At 62.4% G+C, this 19,059-nt stretch carries 19 protein-coding genes; 8 read left to right on the forward strand and 11 right to left on the reverse strand.

The genetic code is table 11. The annotated features are described in order from the left end of the window. Positions 1-11: 11 nt before the first annotated feature. Positions 12-281, forward strand: a complete 270-nt coding sequence (locus DES49_RS10945) for a hypothetical protein (protein ID WP_133736468.1) — start codon at positions 12-14, stop codon at positions 279-281. Here the strand turns inward: DES49_RS10945 and DES49_RS10950 are convergent. From DES49_RS10950 to DES49_RS10990, 9 genes are all read right to left on the reverse strand, one after another. After that, positions 278-748 carry a cell division inhibitor SulA gene (locus tag DES49_RS10950; RefSeq protein ID WP_133736469.1) on the reverse strand — a complete coding sequence of 157 codons (471 nt, stop codon included), beginning with the start codon at positions 746-748 and terminating at the stop codon, positions 278-280. The genes DES49_RS10945 and DES49_RS10950 overlap by 4 nt on opposite strands. Positions 749-785: 37 nt before the next feature. Then, a complete protein-coding gene (gene lexA, locus DES49_RS10955) occupies positions 786-1,394 on the reverse strand; it encodes a transcriptional repressor LexA (protein WP_133736470.1) in 609 nt (202 codons plus the stop codon). A gap of 102 nt (positions 1,395-1,496) precedes the next feature. Next, positions 1,497-1,769 carry an acylphosphatase gene (yccX, locus tag DES49_RS10960; protein ID WP_133736471.1) on the reverse strand — a complete coding sequence of 91 codons (273 nt, stop codon included), beginning with the start codon at positions 1,767-1,769 and terminating at the stop codon, positions 1,497-1,499. Between the two features lie 180 nt (positions 1,770-1,949). Then, positions 1,950-2,444, reverse strand: a complete 495-nt coding sequence (locus DES49_RS10965) for a DUF6231 family protein (protein ID WP_133736472.1) — start codon at positions 2,442-2,444, stop codon at positions 1,950-1,952. A gap of 31 nt (positions 2,445-2,475) precedes the next feature. Further along, positions 2,476-5,556 carry an error-prone DNA polymerase gene (locus tag DES49_RS10970; protein WP_133736473.1) on the reverse strand — a complete coding sequence of 1,027 codons (3,081 nt, stop codon included), beginning with the start codon at positions 5,554-5,556 and terminating at the stop codon, positions 2,476-2,478. A gap of 2 nt (positions 5,557-5,558) precedes the next feature. Beyond that, the gene (locus tag DES49_RS10975; RefSeq protein WP_133736474.1) at positions 5,559-6,956 is read right to left on the reverse strand and encodes a Y-family DNA polymerase; all 1,398 of its coding nucleotides are present in this window, start codon (positions 6,954-6,956) and stop codon (positions 5,559-5,561) included. A 2-nt stretch (positions 6,957-6,958) separates the two neighbouring features. After that, complete coding sequence (gene imuA, locus DES49_RS10980; RefSeq protein ID WP_133736475.1) at positions 6,959-7,618, reverse strand: translesion DNA synthesis-associated protein ImuA; 660 nt, start codon at positions 7,616-7,618, stop codon at positions 6,959-6,961. 87 nt (positions 7,619-7,705) lie between these two features. Further along, complete coding sequence (locus DES49_RS10985; RefSeq protein ID WP_133736476.1) at positions 7,706-8,026, reverse strand: hypothetical protein; 321 nt, start codon at positions 8,024-8,026, stop codon at positions 7,706-7,708. Positions 8,027-8,112: 86 nt separating this feature from the next. Further along, positions 8,113-8,889 carry a ferredoxin--NADP reductase gene (locus tag DES49_RS10990; RefSeq protein ID WP_133736477.1) on the reverse strand — a complete coding sequence of 259 codons (777 nt, stop codon included), beginning with the start codon at positions 8,887-8,889 and terminating at the stop codon, positions 8,113-8,115. A gap of 102 nt (positions 8,890-8,991) precedes the next feature. Here DES49_RS10990 and DES49_RS10995 point away from each other — a divergent pair, with 102 nt between their 5' ends. From DES49_RS10995 to DES49_RS11010, 4 genes are read left to right on the forward strand one after another with little or no spacing between them, the layout of a single operon-like run. Then, the gene (locus DES49_RS10995) at positions 8,992-9,882 is read left to right on the forward strand and encodes a LysR family transcriptional regulator (RefSeq protein ID WP_133736478.1); all 891 of its coding nucleotides are present in this window, start codon (positions 8,992-8,994) and stop codon (positions 9,880-9,882) included. Positions 9,883-9,897: 15 nt separating this feature from the next. Continuing rightward, the gene (locus tag DES49_RS11000) at positions 9,898-10,614 is read left to right on the forward strand and encodes a hypothetical protein (protein ID WP_133736479.1); all 717 of its coding nucleotides are present in this window, start codon (positions 9,898-9,900) and stop codon (positions 10,612-10,614) included. A 7-nt stretch (positions 10,615-10,621) separates the two neighbouring features. Beyond that, positions 10,622-11,878, forward strand: a complete 1,257-nt coding sequence (locus DES49_RS11005) for a D-amino acid dehydrogenase (RefSeq protein ID WP_133736480.1) — start codon at positions 10,622-10,624, stop codon at positions 11,876-11,878. Beyond that, on the forward strand, positions 11,865-12,974 hold the full coding sequence (locus tag DES49_RS11010; protein ID WP_133736481.1) for a tRNA-queuosine alpha-mannosyltransferase domain-containing protein: 1,110 nt from the start codon (positions 11,865-11,867) through the stop codon (positions 12,972-12,974). Before DES49_RS11005 ends, DES49_RS11010 begins: the two co-directional genes overlap by 14 nt. On the opposite strand, the gene DES49_RS11015 is transcribed toward DES49_RS11010, so the two are convergent. After that, positions 12,938-13,990, reverse strand: a complete 1,053-nt coding sequence (locus tag DES49_RS11015; protein WP_133736482.1) for an NAD-dependent epimerase/dehydratase family protein — start codon at positions 13,988-13,990, stop codon at positions 12,938-12,940. The two genes, DES49_RS11010 and DES49_RS11015, sit on opposite strands and share 37 nt — an antisense overlap. A 173-nt stretch (positions 13,991-14,163) precedes the next feature. After that, on the reverse strand, positions 14,164-14,928 hold the full coding sequence (locus DES49_RS11020) for a pseudouridine synthase (RefSeq protein ID WP_133736483.1): 765 nt from the start codon (positions 14,926-14,928) through the stop codon (positions 14,164-14,166). A gap of 19 nt (positions 14,929-14,947) precedes the next feature. Between DES49_RS11020 and DES49_RS11025 the strand changes: the two genes are divergently transcribed. From DES49_RS11025 to DES49_RS11035, 3 genes are read left to right on the forward strand one after another with little or no spacing between them, the layout of a single operon-like run. Further along, on the forward strand, positions 14,948-16,879 hold the full coding sequence (locus tag DES49_RS11025) for an AarF/UbiB family protein (protein WP_243865030.1): 1,932 nt from the start codon (positions 14,948-14,950) through the stop codon (positions 16,877-16,879). Positions 16,880-16,893: 14 nt separating this feature from the next. Next, positions 16,894-17,952 (forward strand): TonB C-terminal domain-containing protein, encoded by a 1,059-nt coding sequence (locus tag DES49_RS11030; RefSeq protein WP_133736485.1) that lies wholly within the window; start codon positions 16,894-16,896, stop codon positions 17,950-17,952. 15 nt (positions 17,953-17,967) lie between these two features. Further along, positions 17,968-19,002 (forward strand): class I SAM-dependent methyltransferase, encoded by a 1,035-nt coding sequence (locus tag DES49_RS11035; protein WP_133736486.1) that lies wholly within the window; start codon positions 17,968-17,970, stop codon positions 19,000-19,002. Positions 19,003-19,059: the final 57 nt, after the last annotated feature.

The raw sequence follows: 19,059 nt of genomic DNA on the forward strand, positions 1-19,059 counted from the left end.
AGGCGCGTTTTATGCCGACTTCCTTTCTGGAAATTGTACAGCTCCCCACCGGCGAATTCGCATTGCGCCGGTCAGACGATGAAAATACGCCCCTGGTAAGGATTCGCTTTTCCCAGGAAGCCAAGGACATGCTGCAGGACAACGATCTTGCTGTGGCCAAGGCAATGATTACGGCGGGTATTGAAGCGGCAGGGACCGCCAATGGTGATATTGGCGAGGTCGATCTCGAAGAGGAAGACGCCGATACCATGCCCCCTGCCTATAATCAGACCGTCCACTAGGAACGGGACTGGCGCTGACGCAGTATTACGCCATGACTGTGCCCCCTGACGGACGCCTCTTCCAGGCGCCGGGTGTTCTGGCGGCTCAGCCCGGTGGTCCAGAGCACCACGGCATGGCAGGTCCCCGCCGAGAGCGCTTTTTCGGCCAGGACCTCGGCACTGTGCTGGGGCGATGATCTCAGGATCAGGAGCTGGTGCTGGATAATGCCATGATGCTGCTGCCATTTCTGCACCAGGCCAGCCGGTGGATCAATCCAGGCCAGCCAGCGTTCCTCGCGGTTGAGCTGCGTCAGCATCGGCAGCAGCAACTGGAAGTTTTCCACCTGTTCCGCTGGCAGAATAATCTCCGTCACATTGGCCTGCTCCGACGTCTCAGACGCCGTTGCCGGCTGGTCTGTCGATGGTGCGGGCAATGTCTGCTCGCTTTTCCCGGATTCGGCGTAGGGAGTAAGGCTTAGTTGTTCCATGATCCTGCTCCTTTAATAAGCGTTTGAGACCACTGGATCAGTGCAGATCGCCGCGACGTATGACACCGACGCCCAGGCCTTCAATATCGAGATCGGCTTCACGAAGATCGATGTGAATGGGTTCGAATTCGGGATTCTCGGCAATCAGCCACACGTCATGCCCCTGTTTACGGAAGCGCTTGACCGTGACTTCGTCCTCGAGCCGTGCCACCACGATCTGTCCGTTGTGGATATCCCGGGTCCGGTGGACGGCGAGCAGGTCGCCATCAAGAATGCCCACATCCTCCATACTGGTGCCTCGCACCCTCAGGAAGTAATCGGCGGACGGTGAGAAGAACTCCGGAGCCAGCGTGCAGTGGTCCTCGATATTCTCCTCGGCAAGGATCGGGTTACCGGCGGCAACTTGGCCAACGATCGGAATTCCTGGGCTTTCCTCCACTTCCGGAAGGCGAATGCCACGGCTGGCGCCCTTGACCATCTCGATCGCGCCCTTGCGGGCGAGGGCCCTCAGGTGTTCCTCGGCGGCATTGGCGGACCGGAAGCCCAGTTCGCTGGCGATTTCGGCGCGTGTCGGCGGGTAGCCGGTGCTGTGCACGTGCTCCCTGATGAGTTCGAGTATCTGTTCCTGGCGTTTCGTCAGTTTCATAGGTCAGCCACTGTTTGTCTGTACAGTACACTGTCAATGTATACAGGTTTTTTTGACTTGTAAAGTCACAGTGGGCTGACCCGGTGGGATTTCTGTGATGGGCTACGCGATCCTGAAACTGGCGGGAGGCTGTTGGTCTTCCTGGTGGACGGTGACCTGACTGACGCTGGCGGCGGGTGGCCCTTTGTGGAGCCAGTCCACGAGTGTGTTGACGGCGCTTTCCTCGCCGCATGCGAGGACTTCCACGGTGCCGTCGGGGAGGTTTCGGGCGTGGCCGGTGATTTGCAGGTGCTGGGCCTGGCGCCGTGTGTTGTCACGGAAGCTCACGCCCTGGACCCGGCCTTTGACGATGGCGCGGACGCAGATTTCTGCCATGGTTCCTCCTTAATGCTGAGAGTACGAGAGGGATGCAGGCGCTGGGGTGGGGAGCGCTTTCCGGGAATCGCTATGAATCCATCCCTGGACGCTGCGCTTTCGCCATCCCTGGCGAAAGAGCTTCCCGGAAAGCGCTCCCCACCCCAGCGCCTGCACCCTTATCTGACTACCGGGTTCTTCTTACCACCGAGCTTTATCCCACATTTCGGGATTGGCCCAGTTGTCCGGATTGTTCCACTCCCGCACATAGTTGTAGGTATCCAGATCGTACGCGAACAGGGTTGCGGATACCGGTTCCGAGTAATGGTAAAGACGGGTGAAGCCCATGCCAATGAAGTCCTTGAAGCCCCAGGGGCTTGTATCGCCGGCCAGGACCGCGATTCGGGTGGCGCCCATGTTGCGGAGTTGGCCGAGGATCAGTTCGCCCTGATCGTGGCTCAGGTTTTCCAGGGTGTCGGTGACCAGGGCCAGGTCGTAGAGTCGGGGCAGGGGGAAGGCGCCTGTGGGCTGTTCCGGGGGCAGGCGTAGTCGGGCGTCCGCGTTCGGGCAACCCTGCCAGTTGAGGACGGCGTCTTCAGCCAAGCCTTCAGTGTAGAGAATTGAGGCAGGCTGGTAGTGCTCAAGAATGAGGGTCAGGTCCTTGCCTGGATCGTAGCCGTCCTGGTCGGCAGCCATGGGGGTCTCCCGTTCGGGTGAGCGGCCAATTCTAGTGGAAGTCTCTGCTTTTGACATTGAGGTTGTCAATGAGATGGCTGAGGTCGCTCAGACGTCCGGCAATGATGTGGGTGACGCCGTCCTGCTGTTCCACGGTGCCTTTGACATGCAGCAGCCTGGCATTGAGCAGGGGGCGGCGCTGGCGTCGGGCGGTGGCCTGCCAGACGACGACGTTGAGGTTGCCGGTCTCATCTTCGAGGGTGACAAAGGTGACGCCGGCGGCGGAGCCGGGGCGTTGGCGGCCGGTGACCAGTCCGGCCACGGCGACCGGACGGTTGGGTTCGGCCTGGTGGACGCTGTCGGCGGTGACACAGTGGCGCAGCTGGCCACGGCCTCGGATCAATGCCAGCGGGTGGCGCTCCAGGGACAGGCCGAGGCTGGCATAGTCTTCGAGCAGCGTATCGGCTTCCCGGGGAGCGGGCATGACCGAGGCGGTTTCGGGGGGCCTGGAAGGGCTGACGTCGGGGAGTGCCAGCTCCATGGTGGGTTCCAGAAGGTCCCAGCGGGCCTGGTGGCGGTTCTCGGCGAGCGAGCGTAGAGCGCCACCGCCGGCCAGGGCTTCCAGGTCTGCCCGGTTCAGGTCGGTGCGGTACCGCAGTTCCTCGGTTGTCTGGTAGCCGGTTGATGGGCGCCGGGCGACCACCCGCTCGGCAGCCTCACCAGTGAGCGCTCGTACCAGGCTCAGCCCGAGACGGACGGCGGGCGTCTCATCACGGGTATCGTATTCAAGCCGGTGTTTCACCCCGCTGTGGTTGACGTCAACGGGGTGCACTTCCACGCCTTCACGGCGGGCGTTCTGGACCAGCTGTGAGGCTGAGTAGAAGCCCATGGGCTGGCTGTTGAGCAGCGCGCACAGGAAGGCGGCCGGCTCGTGGCACTTCAGCCAGGCACTGACATAGACCAGCAGGGCAAAGCTGGCGGCATGGGATTCCGGGAATCCGTAACCGCCAAAGCCGCACATCTGTCGGTAGAGTTGTTCCGCAAATTCAGTGCTGTAGCCGTTACTGTTCATGCCATTGACAAGCTTTTCGCGGAATCCTGACAGGTCACCATGACGCTTCCATGCGGCCATGGCCCGGCGCAGCTGGTCGGCCTCGCCGGCACTGAAGCCAGCCGCCACCATGGCAAGCCGGATGACCTGTTCCTGGAAGATGGGCACGCCCAGGGTGGATTCCAGCACTGCCCTGATGCGGTCATCGGCATAGGCCACGGCGTCCGGATTCTGCCGTCTCTGCAGATAGGGATGGACCATGTTGCCCTGTATCGGGCCGGGACGGACGATGGCCACCTGGACCACCAGGTCGTAATAGCACTCGGGCCTGAGGCGCGGCAGCATACTCATCTGGGCCCGGGACTCCACCTGGAATACGCCCATGCTCCGGCCCTGCTGGAGCATCCGGTAAACAGCCGGGTCTTCGGTGGGGATGTCGGCCAGGGTCCAGTGTCCACCATGGCGTTCGCCCATCAACTCGAGGGCCTTGCGGGTGGCTGTGAGCATGCCCAGTGACAGCACATCCACTTTCAGCAGCCCCAGGGCCTCCAGGTCGTCCTTGTCCCACTGGATGACGGTCCTGTCGGCCATGGCGGCGTTTTCCACCGGCACCAGATCGGCAACGTCCCGGGAGGCGATCACGAAGCCGCCCACGTGCTGGGACAGGTGGCGGGGGAAGCCGAGCAGTTCCCGGGCCAGGGAAATCAGGTGGCGGGCCGGCCCCCGGTTGCTGAGCAGCCCCTTGCGTTCCAGTTGCTGTTGCCAGTCATCCTCCCTGTCACGCCAGTCGATGCCCTGGACAAGCTGTTCCACGTGCAGCGGGTCCAACCCCAGGGCCTTGCCGGCATCACGCAGGGCGCTGCGGGGGCGGTAGCAGATCACTGTGGCCGCCAGGGCCGCCCTGTCCCGTCCGTACTTGCGATAGATGTACTGGATGACTTCCTCGCGCCGTTCGTGTTCAAAATCCACGTCGATATCCGGGGGCTCGCCCCGTTCCTTCGAGATGAAGCGTTCCAGCAGCAGGTTGATGCGGCGCGGGTCCACCTCGGTAATGCCAAGGCAATAGCAGACCACGGAGTTGGCGGCCGAGCCACGGCCCTGGCAGAGGATGCCGCTTTGCCGTGCAAACCGGACAATGTCGTTGATGGTCAGGAAAAAGGGCTCATAGCCCAGGGACTCGATCAGGGCCAGTTCATGTTCGAGCTGGGCCCGGATGGCCTCTGGTGTGCCATCGGGAAACCGCCAGGCCTGGCCGTCCTCGACCAGCTTCCGCAGCCATGTTGTGGGGGTGTGGTCCACGGGGACCAGTTCCCCGGGGTATTCATAGCGCAGTTCGTCCAGTGAGAAATGGCACTGGCGCGCCACCCGGAGGGTTTCCTCAAGCCAGTGAGCGGGGAAGAGTCGTTCCAGTTGTGGGCGCGGGCGCAGGTAACGCTCGGCATTGGCCTGGAGTCCCCGGGTGCTCCGGGTCAGGGGAGTGCCCGTGCGAATGGCGGTGACCAGGTCCTGGAGGGGTTTGCGGCTACGTTGGTGCATGTGGACGTTGCCGGTGGCAACCACCGGGCAGTCCAGTTCCCGGGCCAGTTGTGTCAGCCACTGGTTGCGATGGTGGTCTGCCTGCTCGAGGGGGCGTTCCGCCATCAGGCGCAGGGTGCCGAAACCGGCCTTCAGGGCTTCGCCATGCAGGCTGTCTTCATTGCTGAAGCCAGGGCGCCAGAGGGCAATGCAGTGCTGGTGACAGAGCGCCAGGTCGTCCTTCCAGAGCTGGTAACGACCCTTGGCGCAGCGCCGTCGCCCGCGGGTGATCAGGTGGCTGAGGGCTGCGTGGGCGGCTCGTGAGGGCGCCAGAAGGACCAGGGTGCCGGGAAGGTCCTGAAGGTGGAATTCGCTGCCGGTAATCAGCGTCAGTTCCAGTTCCCGGGCGCGGATATGGGCCCGGGCCATGCCGGCAAGAGAGCATTCGTCCGTCAGCGCCAGGGCGCGGTAGCCCAGTCGCTGGGCTTCCTCCACCAGTTCACTGGGGTGTGAGGCGCCCCGCAGGAAGGTGAGGTTGCTGATGCAGTGCAGCTCCGCGTATTCCATCGTCAGCCGAACCACCCGTGAATGAACCACTGGCGCTGGTGATTGCGGTACAGCCAGGCACAACGGCCGCTGGCAAGGACGGCAATGTAGTAATCACGACGCACATAATCGCCATCCCACCATCCGCCCTGGATGCGCTCAGGGCCATTCAGCCAGCGGTGGGGTGGTTCCCTGAGTGGTATGGGCGGCTGCTGCAGCCATACGGGCCGGATGGGGCCGGTTTCGGTTGAGTCCGGGGAGGCTCCCGGTTGACGCCAGCGCAGCGCCTTTTCCGGGCGCGGATCCGCACGGGAGCCGGGCTGGTGGATGGAGTCCGCCCCCAGGCGGGCCCGGAGCCGGTGCAGGAGTGCCGCCAATGCTTCGTTCCGGGTCCGGTTGTTTCCGAAAAGGTCCGTGGCCTCGCGGTCCCGGCTGACCAGGTGGGAGACATCAATGCTCAGTGCCTGAACATCGTCCTCCAGCTTCATGGCATTGAGATGCAGCAGTGCCAGCTCCAGGAAAGCTTCCGCCTGGTATTCCTGGCGGGCGGTCCGGAGCTCCAGGGGAGTGGCCGGTCGGTCGGGATGATGCAGTGTCACCCTGATCCGGCCACAGGCGTACTGGTGTTCCCGCAGGAAGTGCTCCAGGGCCCTGAACAGGTGCTCCAGGGGGAAGCGCAATCGGTCCACGCTGCGTGTTTCCTGGGGTAGTTCCGCGTACTGATGGAAGCGATCAGGCGGGTGGAATTCATCCAGGGGCTCCGCCCGCTTTCCCAGGATGCGCTGCAGATCCTCCTGAAGCTCCGGCCCCAGTCGGCTGGCAAGCTCATTCGAGCAGCAATTAAGCAGGTCGCCGAGGGTGTGCAGCCCCATCTGGTTCAGCCGCTGTTTGACGGAAGCGGGCCAGTCAGTGGCGGTTACCGGCAATGCCCGGGTTGCTTTCATAAGAGCTGGGCCGTCTTCGCTGCAGAAACCGGAATGACGGGCCAGGAGCCGGGCCATGCGAGGAGTCGTGCCGGTGGCGGGACGGCAGTGGAATCCCATGCCCCGGAGTTCCCGGGTAATACAGCCTGTCAGTGCCTCCAGGCTCTCATACAGCTGCCCCAGCTGATCGGCCTGGGTGAGCAGTCCGTCCGGTTCCCAGAGGGTCAGGGGCGACAGGAACCGGTACATGGCGGTGGCCAGCTGTTCCAGAACCCGGGTCTGGGCGCGCTCCCTGAACGGGAAGAGATTCAGTTCCGGACACAGCCCCTGGGCCGTGGCCAGGGACTGGCCGGGCTGGACGCCGGCACGGTGGGCGTCACTGCAGGCCTGGGTCACCACGGGCGGTGTGCCCCGGGTCAGGGCCACAGGTGCGCCTGCGGTGCGGGTGCGGTAGTGATCGGCCAGCATCAGCGGAAAATGGATATACAGCCAGAGCATGGTCAATGGCCTTCGCTGCCGGGCCCATGGTCTGGGAGTAGTGGCGGCAACGCCAGGCTCAACCGGCCGGCCTGGCCGCCGCGCTGGCGCTGGATATCAATACGCAGGCCCTGGGGCAGCGTCGGTGTAAGGGCAAGGCGTACTGGCGCCGGTGAGGCTGAGTGAACGGACCCGGACGTGATAACCACAACGCCCATAGTGTCGCCGCCTTCCGCGGCAAGCTGGAGGCGCCGCAGGTGAGCCGGGTTGCAGGACGGACTCCAGCCCATCACCAGTCCGGCGGCTGGACATTTCAGGAGCTGCTCAAGGGTCCATACCCGGTCTTCCTCGTCATTGGTCCGGATCAGGAAGACATGCTCCAGGCCCATGTCGAGTTGACCCAGGCCCGGTGCATAGGGCGTATGCGGCGGATCCACCCAGAAAACACTCTGCCCCTGCCCGGAGCACACCTCCATGACCCTACGGAAAAGCCGGATTTCGCCAATACCGGATGCCGGGCAATGACACTCGATCAGGGTGCCCTGTGGCCACCCGCTGGCGGCAAGCAGGTGATCCAGTTCCGGAAAACCCGTTGCCACGGCCTGGGCATCCGCTGTCTTGTGCTGGCTGGCTCGCCAGATGCGGGGGTCGTTCTCAATCCGGTTGGTGGTATGGATCGTCATGGCACACCCAATAACTGTTTATATATACAGTATATGGGCAGTGCCTTTTCCTGGCAACCAGTGGCGTGATACCGCGTCTGTCAGGGGTCAGTGGCCGGTGATGCGGCGCCGCATCCGCCGCAATCGGGTCATGATCCAGTCACTGACCCGTGGCTGGTCATCCTCTTCCGAGATCAGTTCCGGGTGGGAGCGGGTTGGGTCCTTCGGATCCTCGGTGGTCTCAACATCAACCCCGAAGCGCTCGCTGGCATGCTCCCAATCCTCCCAGTCGTGGGGGGTCCCAGCATTCGGCTGATGCAGCCGGACGGCGCGCTCCCAGGCATTCTCCCGCAGGGAATGGTCCCGTTCACCCTTCTCGCCGCCACTTTCGTCTATGCCGTACTTTCTCAGGAATTCGTCAGGGCGCATATCGGCCTCCCGCCTGTCCGTGCAAATGGAACCGCTCTTTCCCTATACGGTCCATCCAGTGTAACGGTTGGCCGACAGCGTTGATATTACTGCTCGACGAAAGCTCTCTCGATCACGTAATGACCCTGATGCCCCTGCTTCGCTTCTTTGAAGTCCCGGTTTTCCAGAATGCTGACCATGTCCTTGAGCAGGCCCGGGCTGCCACAGACCATGAAACGGTCCTCTTCCAGACTGAGATCCGGCATGCCGAGATTCCGGGTGAGTTCACCGCTCTCGATCAGCTCAGTCACCCGGCCCTGGTTTTCAAAGTCCTCGCGGGTCACCGTCGGGTAGTAGGTGAGTTGGTCGCGGATCATGTCACCCAGGTATTCGTGCTGTGGCAGCTCGCGGGTGATGCCCTCGCGGTAGGCGAGTTCATCCACGTAGCGCACGCCGTGCACCAGGATCACGTTCTGGAATTTTTCGTAGACTTCCGGGTCCTTGATGATGCTCAGAAAGGGTGCGAGGCCCGTTCCGGTACCAATCAGGTACAGGTTGCGTCCCGGCAGAAGGTTGTCGGCAATCAGGGTGCCCGTCGGCTTCTGGCCCACCAGGACCTCGTCACCGACTTCCAGGTGCTGGAGCCGGGATGTCAGGGGGCCGTCCTGAACCTTGATGCTGAAGAACTCGAGGGTTTCCTCGTGGTTGGCACTGGCCATGCTGTAGGCGCGCATCAGCGGCTTGCCGTCTTCCTGGTGCAGGCCAATCATGGTGAACTGGCCGTTCTTGAAACGGAACGACGGGTCCCTGGTTGTCGTGAAACTGAACAGCTCGTCCGTCCAGTGGTGGACGCTCAGGACGCGTTCAACATTGTACTTCGCCATAACATCTAACCTCGTTGACCGGGGGTTTGCCTGAAACCGACCCAGTGGTTACCGTATTGGTTCAATAAATGATTAGAATAATTTTTATCGGATAAAGCGATTATGAAGTATACGCTGCGTCAGCTGGAGGTATTCCTGGCCACGGCCCGTAACGAGAACATCACCCGGGCCGCGGACGAACTGGCCATGTCCCAGTCTGCAGCCAGCGGCGCATTGCGTGATCTGGAGAGCCAGTTCAGCGTTCAGCTTTTCGATCGCATGGGCAAGCGGCTCCAGTTGAACGAATTGGGACGCCTGATCCGGCCTAAAGTGGCTGCCCTGCTGGATGAAGCCCATGAACTTGAGCATGCTCTGGCCCGTCACGCGGAAGTCGGTCACGTCAAGGTTGGCGCCACTCTGACCATCGGCAACTACATAGCGGTACCGATTATGGCACGATTCATGAACGAAAACGAGGGCGCGAACGTATCCCTGGAAGTGGCCAATACCCGGACCATCGGGCGTAAGGTTGCTGATTTTGAACTGGATGTGGGGTTGATTGAAGGGGAGATACATTCCCCGGAACTGGATGTGATCCCCTGGCGAGGGGACCGCCTGGTGGTGTTCTGCGCCCCGGATCACCCCTTGGCGGGCAGGAAGGAACTGACCGATGAGGATCTTCTGGATGCCACCTGGATCCTGCGAGAAGGCGGATCGGGAACCCGCCAGACTTTTGACCGGGCCATGCACGGGTTGCTCCCGGACCTTAACGTGCTGCTTGAACTCCAGCACACGGAAGCGATCAAGCGCGCCGTGACCGCGGGCATGGGCGTGGGATGTCTGTCAGAGGTGGCCCTCCAGGACGCCTTCGACCGGGGATCGCTGATTCCCCTTCCCGTGCCGCACAGGGACCTGGAACGGTCCTTCTATTTCATCATGCACCGGCAGAAATACCGCAGCGCAGGGGTTGAGCAATGGCTGCAGCTCTGCCGGGACCTGGAGAGAACAGACTGACGGGATGAGTGGCTGATGATACAGACAGCGCAAAGGAGAAATGTCCAGGACCGGGTCATTCCCCTGGCGGGGCTGGGCCTGGTCACTGTACTGCTGCCGCTCTTGACCTTTCACATCACCTACCTGGTGTCCGCCTCCCAGGGGTACGTCGACTGGTGCGTCCCCTACTGGGACGCCTGCACTTCCATCAGCGCCACGGGCCGCGATGGCGCGGGCTACTTCATCTTTAAAGGGCTCATGCTGCCGGCGATCACGCTCCAGGTGCTTTTCTGGGCGATCAACCATCAATGGCTGAAGGCGCTCGGTTACCCGCGTGGTAAAGGGGTCGGGTGGATCGGACTGGCGGCCGGGGGCTGCCTTCTGCCTTACGTTATGAGTCTGGGCCATGCCGGCGATGCGTTTGAGTTGGCAAGACGCGTTGGCACCGTGGGGAATGTGGGGTTGACCGGCATCGTCCAGATCCTGCTGGGCGCAGTACTCTGGCGTTCGTCCTACCCATTGCTGATCCGGGGCGGGCGGCGGCTGCTCATGCTCAGCGGTTTCACACTGGGCGTGGCCATGGTGTCCCTGATCCTGCAGTCCGTTCTTCCTGAGGTGCACTGGGACAGCATCAAGTACGCGTTCGACTGGAACCTGATCATCCTTCTGAATATCCATGGGATCGGCGTTGTCCTGCTCTGGTGGAAGTCCGGACTGGGGGTTACACTGCCGCGCACCATGAATCTGGAATAGCCAACCCATGCATATAGTGGTTCTCGGTGCCGGCGTAATCGGTACCGCCACCGCCTGGTACCTGCGCGAGGCGGGGCATGATGTGACGGTCCTTGAGCGGCGAGGCGGTGCCGCCCAGGAGACCAGCTTCGCCAACGGCGGGCAGATTTCCGTCTCCCACGCCGAACCCTGGGCCGGCCCCGGCGCCCCGCGCCAGCTCCTGCGCTGGCTCTTTGCCCCGGAATCGCCCCTGCGCTTTCAACCCCGCATGGATTGGTACCAGTGGCGATGGGGGCTCCAGTTCCTGCGCGAATGCGGTGCCTCCCGGTACCAGCGTAACCTGCGCCAGGTGGTGGCGCTGGGGCTCTACAGTCGCGCCTGCCTGCAATCACTCCGGGAAAGAACGGGGATTGAATACCATCACAGGGAAGAGGGCATACTCCACTTCTACACAAACGGCCATGTGTTCGACAGGGCGAGGGAGCCGGCGCGGCGCATGACGGAACTGGGCTGTGAGCGGCGCATCATTGATGCCCATGAAGCGACCCGCATCGAGCCCGCCCTGGAGGGCATCGGGCACAGGATCCAGGGAGCGACCTATACGCCCGGGGATGAGTCCGGCGATGCTCGCCTGTTCACCCAGCGCCTGGCCGCCATGGGCGAGCAGGCCGGCGTCCGCTTCTGCTATAACACCCGGATCATGGGCGTTGAGAGCGAGAATGGTCGCATAGCCGGGGTGCGGGTGAACCGGGACGGCGCTTTCGGCCGCATTGAAGGGGATGCCTATGTGGTGGCCATGGGCAGCTTTTCGGCGCCGTTGCTTCGTCCCCTGGGAATCAGGTTGCCCGTCTATCCCGCTCGGGGCTATTCCCTGACGGTGCCCGTAAAGGACCCGGAAAGGGCCTACAGTGTCAGCCTGATCGACGATGAGTACAAGCTGGTCTATTCCCGCCTGGGCGAGAGCCTGCGGATCGCCGGGATGGCGGAGATTGGCGGTTACCGGCAGGATCTTGATCACGCCCGCTGCCGCCAGATCCTCGATCGCGCCGCAGCCTGCTTCCCGGGCGGAGGGGACTGGGCGAGGGCGCAGTTCTGGGCTGGTCTGCGGCCGGCAACGCCATCAAGCGTGCCTTGCATCGGCGCGACCGCATGGCCCAATCTCTGGCTCAATACCGGCCATGGCACACTGGGCTGGACCCATGCCTGTGGCTCGGCGGCCATCCTTCGTGATCTGGTGGCCGGTAAGGAGCCGGACGTGAGGCTGGACTCCCGTGGCCGGTGGTAATCCAAAGCCCAGGGTGCTCTGCCTGTCCGCCTACGAGGCGGCCAGCCACCGGCAGTGGCGGGAGCTTCTGGAGCGCAGCCTGCCGGGCTATGAGTGGCACAGCCTGACCCTGCCGCCGCGCCATTTCCGCTGGCGCATCCGGGGCAACCCGCTGAGCTGGCTCAACGAGCCCCTGCTTGAGCAGTCCTGGGACCTGGTCATCGCCACCAGCATGGTCGACCTGGCCACGCTGCGCGGTATCCATCCCGCTCTGGCGCGGGCCCCGGCCATTGCCTATTTCCATGAAAACCAGTTTGCCTACCCCGACCGGCGCAAGGGGCAGGGCAGTAACGAGCCCGGCATCGTCAACCTTTACACCGCGCTCTCCGCGGATCGGGTCCTGTTCAACAGCGACTGGAACCGCCGCAGCCTGATTGAGGGCGTGGAAAAGCTGATGCGCCAGCTCCCGGACCATAAACCCAGGGATCTGACACGGCGCCTGGAGGCGAAAAGCGAAGTGGTACCGGTACCGATTGATGACGGGGTCTTCTTTGGTCGGGACAGGGACTGGTCCCCGGTGCCGCACCTGCTCTGGAACCATCGATGGGAGTATGACAAGGGGCCGGATAGGCTGCTGGCCATACTGCGGGCACTGAAGCGTAACGGCCAGGCATTCCGCATCAGCGTGGTGGGGCAGCAGTTCCGCTCCGCGCCCGAGGCCTTCGAGGCCATCCGCGCCGAGTTCAATGGGGAACTGGTGCATTTCGGGTTCCTCGCCTCGGAGGACGACTACCGGTCATTGCTGGGCGAGGCGGATCTGGTGCTTTCCACGGCCCTGCACGACTTTCAGGGCCTGGCCATACTGGAGGGTATGGCCGCCGGCGCGGTGCCGGTGGTGCCCGACCGCCTGGCCTACCCGGAATACGTGCCCGCGGCGCTTCGCTATGAAAGCAGCGAGGTGGACGTCGACAGGGAGGCAGCGAAGGCGACCGCCCTTATCCGGGAGTTGCTCAACAACCCTCGCCCTGCCTGCGCCACGTTCAGGCCTGATGCGTATCGCGCAAGCCAGGTTCTGCCCCTTTATGAGCGCGCCTTCTCGGAACTGCTTCCCGGCTGAAAATCCGGGCCCAGACGCTTGGTCAGCGACGGCTTGAGCTGCTCCTGTTGCAGCAACCATGCAATGGTATCCTGGAGCGTCTCACTCGCTGGCCGTGGTGACAGGCCAAGGGCCTGGTTGGCTTCGTCCATGTCGATGTAGGCGTAGCGCTCCACCACCTCGTAGACCAGGTCGTAGGTGAAGGGGGGCTTGATGCCGAAAAGCCGGCAGAAGCGTTCCACCCACTTGGCGAACCACAGGGTCAGGCCGCGGCCGGTGCCCAGGTGGATGGGCCTGGTTCCCGTCATCTCCTTCAGCAGGCGGCCGATTTCGCGAACCTCGATGTTTTCGCCGCCGATCAGGTACCGTCCGCCGGGCTGGCCCCGGGTCAGTGCGGCGACATGGGCCTGGGCGACGTCCCGCACATCGACCAGGTTCAGTCCGCCCCGGTAGGTCTGGCCCGCGCCGTTGAGCCAGTCCTTGACCAGCTGGTTGGAGGGCGTGATGCGGTAATCCAGCGGTCCCATGACGATGGCCGGACAGATCACGACCAGCTCCACACCGTATTCCTTTGCCAGTGACTGGGCGGTCTGTTCGCTGCGGGTCTTAGCAAGGTAATAGGGGTTGTGGGGGTCGTTGTTCCAGTCGTGGCTGGTCAGTTTGGTCTGCGGGTCGTAGGAGAAGCCCACGGAGGCGACCGAGCTGGTGTAGACGACGCGCTTGATGCCGTGTTCCCGGGCGGCACTGAAGACGGCCCTGGCGCCCTGGACGGCGGGTTCGAAAATCTCGTCGGCGTCGGCGCCCATGGTCTTGTAGACGGCGGCCATATGGATGATGGCGTCGACACCGGCTGCGGCCTTGCTGACGGCCTCCGCATCCCGGATATCACCCTCCGCCAACTCCGGCGACAGCCCTTCCAGCCCACGTCGATCGGAATTGGGGCGAACGAAAGCCCGAACCTCGTGGCCTTCGTCCTGCAGCTGTTTGACTACGTGGCAGCCTATGTGGCCGTTCGCGCCGGTTACGAGTACTTTCATGATGTAGGTCCCATTTATTGTTGTTGATGCCTCGGATAACTCTGAGGCTTGGTGGCCGATAAGTCAGGGCAGTGGTGGGTCTTTCAGGGAAGCTCCGGAGCCATGGATGGCGGAGGGCAGCGTACAGGGATGTATTCACAGCGATTCCCTGAAAGACCCACCACTGCGCTGGCTTATTGGTCACTACCCTGAAGCCCGATCTGCTCCGCGATTCCCCTGAAATCGTCGTCCACTTCTGTCTCGATGACAAGGGGGTCGCCGGTGATGGGGTGGGTCATGCTCAGCCGGATCGCGCAGAGCAGGAGCCGTTCAAGCCCATAGTGCTCGCGGAAATACCGGTTGTGAATCCCTTTTCCGTAATTCACATCCCCAATGATCGGGTGGTTGCGGGTCTTGAGGTGGCGGCGAAGTTGGTGCCGGCGCCCGGTGATGGGGCGCAGGCGGACCAGACTGTAGCGGGTGTGCAGGTACCGGCCGTCGACGGAGACCGGCACCGTTGTCTGCGCAACCCGGTGATAGAGGGTTTTGGCGGACTGGGGCGTCTTGGGGCGCTTTTTCCGTTTGCGGCTGTCCGGGTCCCGTGGGGCCAGGGGTTTGTCGATGATGCCGCCGAGCGGGGGCCAGCCGCGTACCAGGGCCATGTAGTCCTTGCGTACCTGGTGGTTCTGGAAGGCATCGGCGGTCAGTCGGGCGGTATCGCTGTCCAGTGCAAAGAGCAGGATGCCGGAGGTGGGTTTGTCCAGGCGGTGTACGGGGTAGAGGTGCTGGCCGATCTGGTCGCGGACCAGGGGCAGGGCGATGCGGGTTTCATGGCGGTCGATGCTGGTGCGGTGTACGAGCATGCCGGAGGGTTTGTGAACGGCGACCAGGTGGGCGTCCTGGTAGAGGACGGTAATCGGTTCGCTCTCCGGGGCTTCACCGGTTATCATCGTAGCCATGGTCGAAGACTCCAGAAAAGTGATTGAGATTAATCTGCCCGTGCTGCGGGAGCGGACCGGCTCCGCTCTGCGTGGCGCGGGCGATTTTGCTATGAGCACGGTGCGGCTGCCGCGTGCTTTCACGCCCGTGGCGCGCCTGATTATGCGCGACGAGGATGTTACACGCGAGGAACTCTCGCGGGAACTGGATCGCCTCTTTGAAGCGCTCTATGAACACCCGCTCTCCGAGCACAGCCGCTCGCTTACGGTCTATCTGAGGCGCTACCGGCTGATTCCCAATGAGGAATCCACGGAAAACCTGATCCGCTTCATGGTGAAGCAGGTGATGCTGCGCAGTCCGGTGGAGATTCCGGATGCCATTGTCGACGAGTTCTGGAGTTTCTTTCACGAGCTGATCAGTGCGCCGGAACTCAAGGGCCTGGTGGAGCTCAACCTTGATATCACGCGGGTCGTTCTGAGGACCTATGAACCGCTGCTGGTGGATCTTGCCAACCGGGTCAAGGAGCTCCGCCGCCAGAACCAGGTCGCCATGGGAGATATGCTCGGCAAGGTGCAGGTGCTGCGCAGTGATCTGGTGATACTGCGCCGCCAGATCCGGGCCATCCGCTACATCAAGCCCTTCCTGCAGACCGATCCCCAGGATTTCCATGGCCAGGCGCAGATCGTGGCGAAGATGGTGCGCGAGTTCGGCCCGCTGTTCATCAAGATGGCGCAGGTGGCGGCGGCCAATGCGGACTTCCTGCCGGACGAGATTGCGAAGGAGCTGGCAGTCTTCCAGGAAGACGTTGAGCCCATGACCGGCGATGAGGTTCGCCAGGCCTTCATCGAATCCAAGGGCTGCCCGCCCGAGGAACTGTATTTTGACTTCAAGGTGGATAAGCCGCTGAAGTCCGGCTCCATCGGTTCCGTCTATGTTGCCAAGAAGCCCGTCGAGCAGGACGGCGTTGAGGTTCTGGTGCCGATCATCGTCAAGGTTGCGCGGCACAACCTGGAGCGCGAATTCCAGATGGGCTCGCTGGCCATTGAGCTGATGCTGGTATCCAGCCAGTACTGGGCGCCGCACTCCAAGCTGTTGCCGTTCCTCGAGGCCATGTCCGAGCAGATCAAGGAATTTTCCAGGGGCTTTGAGCGGGAGCTGGACTTTGAGGAGGAGGCGGTGGTCCAGAACCGCTTCGCGGAGCGGGCAAGGGGCTCGAAAAACTGGTACGTGCCCGAGGTTTACGAGGTTACCGGCCGCATTCTGGAGATGGAATTCCTGGATGACGCCATGTCCATCAACCGCGTCCTGGCGGGACAGACCGGCCGGGGCCGGCGTCGTCTGCAGCGCCGTATTGCCGAGAACTTCCTGTTTACGGTGCTTGAGCATCTGATTGTGCATCAGGAATTCCATGGTGACCTGCATCCGGGCAATATCATGGCCAGCCCGGACGGCTCCCTTTACCTGATCGACTGGGGGAATGTCGTGGACATGCGCGGCAAATGGGTCATGATCCGGGATTATCTGATGGCAGTGCTGATGGGCGATACAGGGCGGCTTGCGGATTGCCTTATCACCATGAGTACCGACCCCGAGGGGAACCGGCTAAGGCGTGATGAAATCATTGAGGCCCTGGACGATACCCTTGCCAAGAAGGGGGTGACGCCGCTTACCGAGGAGCCGCTGCGGCGCCTGTACCGGGAAGGCTATGAGGGACTCCAGCTGCGCCTCCAGACGGCGGCTCACCTGGCGTCGAACGCCTATCAGCTGAGACTGGTGCTGCAGAGCGATTACCTGCATCTGTCCCGTTCCCTCATGGCCATGGGGGGCACCTACGCCAACCTCTACCGTGACATGTCCCCGCTGACCATGGCTCGCGACTTTGCCGTGGACGTGAGCCTTTTCCCGGTTAATATGCTGCGTCAGCGTCTGGGCCGCCGCCGGCGCTCCGGAAACCTGCTTCCCGCGCGTTGAGCCTGGATCAGGCCATGGGGAACCGCGCTTCCATGCCAACCGGGGTCTGGCTGAAAATCCTGCTTCTGAGTGCACTTTTCCACCTGCTGTTGTTGATTTTATTCTGGCCGACCCTGAGAGAGCTTTTCCGTGAGCCGGAGGTGCTCCCCGGGATGCAGTTTGATGTAACCGTTAAACAGCGGACTGCGCCTGAACAGCCCGTGCCCGAACCCGAAGAGCAAAAGGAGACTCCTGAGGACGAGCCGCCTGAGCAGGAAGAGAAACCAGAGCAGGAAGAGCCCGAACCGGAACCTGAACCGGAACCCGAGGAGGAAATGCACCTGCCACGGGATACCGATGAAACCGTCGACCTGGACGGCACGGATACCGAGGCGCCGGAACAGGAGGCACCCCTGGCGGAATCGGGGAAATCGGAGCAGCCGAGCGAAGATCCAGCGGGGGAATCCGGGGATGACGATGACGCGGCTCCTTCCGGTGGTACCGCCTCGGAGAACAGGGCAAAGGAGGACGCTGAGGCCGCCGATGAGGCGCCTGAATCCGCGTCTCGAATGGACCGCGTGGAAACCCCGGACGCCGGCGTTCCTGATCGACCGGATGCGGACAGTGCCAGCATGTCACTGGGCGAGGAGGTTTCGCCGCAGGATGATTCCGGGGCACCGTCGATCCCCGAAGATGCCCTCGGTGGTAATGGTGGCATCCAGGCCCTGGAAGACGAGGAGATGGACGCCATCCGTGGCGAGTCACCCGTGAGTGAGATTGAAGAGCGCCGTATCCGGATGGCGAATGAGTACCTGGCGCGCATGAAACGCCAGATTCTGGCGGCCTGGGATCAGCCGGATAATACGGATGCCCGTCATAAGGGCGAGATTCGGTTTTCCGTGGACAGCCGCGGTTACCTGCGTACCTCCAGGGTGCATCTGCCCAGTGGGCATGAGGCGTTGGATGAAAGTGCCCTGAGAGCGGTGCGTGCGGTTGAACGCTATCGCGTGCCGGATTCACCTTCCATCGTGCGCCAGTACTATCAGAGCCTGCGATTCACCTATTCGGGAGCACCTGTGAATAATGACCAATAAGCGCCGGGAGAAGGCATGAGCGGAATCCCCGTACTGGACGTGTTTGAACGGAACCGTGAAGGGCTTTCCGGGTCGATTTGTATGTTGGGGGCACCGGATCAGGTGCCGGCCGCCAACGAAAACGCCATTTACAGTCTGACGACCCATTTCGGCCAGTGGGAGCACCACGGCGGGCACGATCAGCAATGGTATTTCGGCTATGATGATCCGGCGCTTCCGGCGGACTTCGATCATGTGGTCATTTTTATACCCAAGGCCCGGAGCGAACTCGACATGCGCTGCGAGTGGGCGTTGAGCCGGGTCAGGCCCGGGGGCGAGATCTGGCTGGTGGGCGCCCGGAAAGAGGGTATCGCCGGCGGTGCCAAACGATTCCTGGCGCGATTCCCGGACGCCTATAAGGCGGATAGCGCCCGGCACTGTCAGCTCTGGAGAACCCGTGTTGATGCGGATCTTGTAGCGCCGGAGTTCCGGGTTGAGGATTGGCTGAGCCCGGTGCCGCTTATGGTTGGTGGCCAGACCCTGTCGCTGTTCAGCCTGCCGGGGCTGTTCAGCGAAGGTCGATTGGACGCAGGGACACGACTGCTGCTGGAAACGGTTACAGAGTGCCCGCAGGGGCCGGTACTGGATTTTGCCTGTGGTAATGGTGTCATCGGAGCCTGGCTCAGCCGGAATTGGCCGGAGCTGGAACTGACGCTCAGTGATGTTCAGTGGCAGGCGCTGACCTGTGCCCGCCGGGCCTTGCGTGACAATGAGCGGGTGAGTGTTGTCGCCTCGGACAGCCTGTCCCGGGTGGGGGCGGACTATGGAACCCTGATTACCAACCCGCCTTTCCATCAGGGGGTGGCAAAGGATTCAAGGGTGACCGAGGCGTTGATCGAGTATGCCACCAGGCACCTCATTCCAAAGGGGGAAATCCGGCTTGTCGCCAATGCCTTCCTGCCGTACGCACGTTTGCTTGAAAGGGCATTCGGGCGCGTTTCGGTGCTTGCGGACGATGGAGACTTCCGGGTCTACAGGGCGCAAAAGGACAAACATTCACGAAAGAAATGATGGAAATTTATAGCATTGATTTTAATTATGGATGCGATCCCTTTAGAATACGCCTCG

The organism is Halospina denitrificans, assembly GCF_004364635.1.
Taxonomy (GTDB): domain Bacteria; phylum Pseudomonadota; class Gammaproteobacteria; order Pseudomonadales; family Oleiphilaceae; genus Halospina; species Halospina denitrificans.

Coding starts and splice junctions, on each gene's coding strand:
- DES49_RS10995 (WP_133736478.1), top strand. CDS start 8,992: ATGAAGTATACGCTGCGTCAGCTGGAGGTATTCCTGGCCACGGCCCGT.
- DES49_RS10965 (WP_133736472.1), bottom strand. CDS start 2,444: ATGGCTGCCGACCAGGACGGCTACGATCCAGGCAAGGACCTGACCCTC.
- DES49_RS10975 (WP_133736474.1), bottom strand. CDS start 6,956: ATGCTCTGGCTGTATATCCATTTTCCGCTGATGCTGGCCGATCACTAC.
- lexA (WP_133736470.1), bottom strand. CDS start 1,394: ATGAAACTGACGAAACGCCAGGAACAGATACTCGAACTCATCAGGGAG.
- imuA (WP_133736475.1), bottom strand. CDS start 7,618: ATGACGATCCATACCACCAACCGGATTGAGAACGACCCCCGCATCTGG.
- DES49_RS10945 (WP_133736468.1), top strand. CDS start 12: ATGCCGACTTCCTTTCTGGAAATTGTACAGCTCCCCACCGGCGAATTC.
- DES49_RS10950 (WP_133736469.1), bottom strand. CDS start 748: ATGGAACAACTAAGCCTTACTCCCTACGCCGAATCCGGGAAAAGCGAG.
- yccX (WP_133736471.1), bottom strand. CDS start 1,769: ATGGCAGAAATCTGCGTCCGCGCCATCGTCAAAGGCCGGGTCCAGGGC.
- DES49_RS11005 (WP_133736480.1), top strand. CDS start 10,622: ATGCATATAGTGGTTCTCGGTGCCGGCGTAATCGGTACCGCCACCGCC.
- DES49_RS11035 (WP_133736486.1), top strand. CDS start 17,968: ATGAGCGGAATCCCCGTACTGGACGTGTTTGAACGGAACCGTGAAGGG.
- DES49_RS11020 (WP_133736483.1), bottom strand. CDS start 14,928: ATGGCTACGATGATAACCGGTGAAGCCCCGGAGAGCGAACCGATTACC.
- DES49_RS10970 (WP_133736473.1), bottom strand. CDS start 5,556: ATGGAATACGCGGAGCTGCACTGCATCAGCAACCTCACCTTCCTGCGG.
- DES49_RS11030 (WP_133736485.1), top strand. CDS start 16,894: ATGGGGAACCGCGCTTCCATGCCAACCGGGGTCTGGCTGAAAATCCTG.
- DES49_RS11015 (WP_133736482.1), bottom strand. CDS start 13,990: ATGAAAGTACTCGTAACCGGCGCGAACGGCCACATAGGCTGCCACGTA.
- DES49_RS11000 (WP_133736479.1), top strand. CDS start 9,898: ATGATACAGACAGCGCAAAGGAGAAATGTCCAGGACCGGGTCATTCCC.
- DES49_RS10985 (WP_133736476.1), bottom strand. CDS start 8,026: ATGCGCCCTGACGAATTCCTGAGAAAGTACGGCATAGACGAAAGTGGC.
- DES49_RS10990 (WP_133736477.1), bottom strand. CDS start 8,889: ATGGCGAAGTACAATGTTGAACGCGTCCTGAGCGTCCACCACTGGACG.